Here is a 1,060-nt window from a genome sequence, read left to right as displayed (position 1 = left end):
TCTCCGGATTCACCGCCGCACGCTCCAGTGAGCTGTTCGGTGAGTTGCGGGAAGTGCGCGAGACCCGTGCGACGCGGGTCGGTGTGCAGGCGGTCCCTGAGGCCGATGGCTCCGTGTCCCTCGCCGGTCGGCTGGCTGCCCTCGCGCCGGTCGAGCAGGAGCGGATGCTGCAGGATCTGGTCCGTACGCACGTAGCGGCGGTCCTCGGCCACGGCAGCTCGGATGCCGTCGGCGCGGGGCGGGCGTTCAAGGAGCTGGGCTTTGACTCGCTGACCGCGGTTGAGCTGCGCAACCGCCTGGGCGCGGCCACCGAGCTGCGGCTGCCGGCCACGCTGATCTACGACTACCCGACCTCGGCCGCTCTGGCGGAGTACCTGCGCGGCGAGCTGGTGGGCAGTGTGCGTGTCGCCGACACTGTGCTGCCCGCCGTTGTCCCCACGGACGATGATCCAATCGCGATCGTGGCGATGAGCTGCCGTTTCCCGGGTGGTGTTCGGACTCCGGAAGAGCTGTGGCAGCTGCTTTCGGACGGTACGGACGCGGTCGGTCCGTTCCCGGCCGACCGTGCGTGGGACCTGGAGAGGCTGTACAGCCCCGATCCGGAGCAGCCGGGCACCTCGTACACACGTGAAGGTGGCTTCTTCGACGGCTCAGCGGACTTCGACGCCGACTTCTTCGGGATCTCGCCGCGTGAGGCGCTGGCCATGGACCCGCAGCAGCGGCTGCTGCTGGAAACCTCGTGGGAAGCCTTCGAGTGCGCCGGCATTGACCCCTCGTCGCTGCGCGGCAGTCAGGCCGGAGTCTTCGTCGGCACGAACGGACAGGACTACCTCTCCCTGATCACCCGTGAACCGGAGGGTCTGGAAGGCCACTTGGGCACGGGCAATGCGGGCAGCGTCCTGTCCGGCCGGGTCTCCTACGCCCTGGGCCTGGAAGGTCCGGCTGTGACCGTCGACACGGCGTGCTCGTCGTCGCTGGTCGCGTTGCACTGGGCGGTTCAGGCGCTGCGCAACGGTGAATGCACCATGGCCCTGGCCGGCGGTGTCACCGTCATGTCCAC

1 protein-coding gene is annotated in these 1,060 nt (G+C 69.1%); it reads left to right on the top strand.

What is annotated here, in order from left to right; genetic code table 11:
- On the top strand, window positions 1-1,060 hold a 1,060-nt coding region (locus tag ACZ6ZQ_RS38640; RefSeq protein ID WP_469773208.1), incomplete at both ends, for an acyl carrier protein.

The sequence above is a fragment of the Streptomyces sp. NPDC053673 genome (assembly GCF_055585225.1).
The sequence above is the reverse complement of the archived record's forward strand: the minus strand, read 5'-3'. Positions and strand labels throughout refer to the sequence as shown.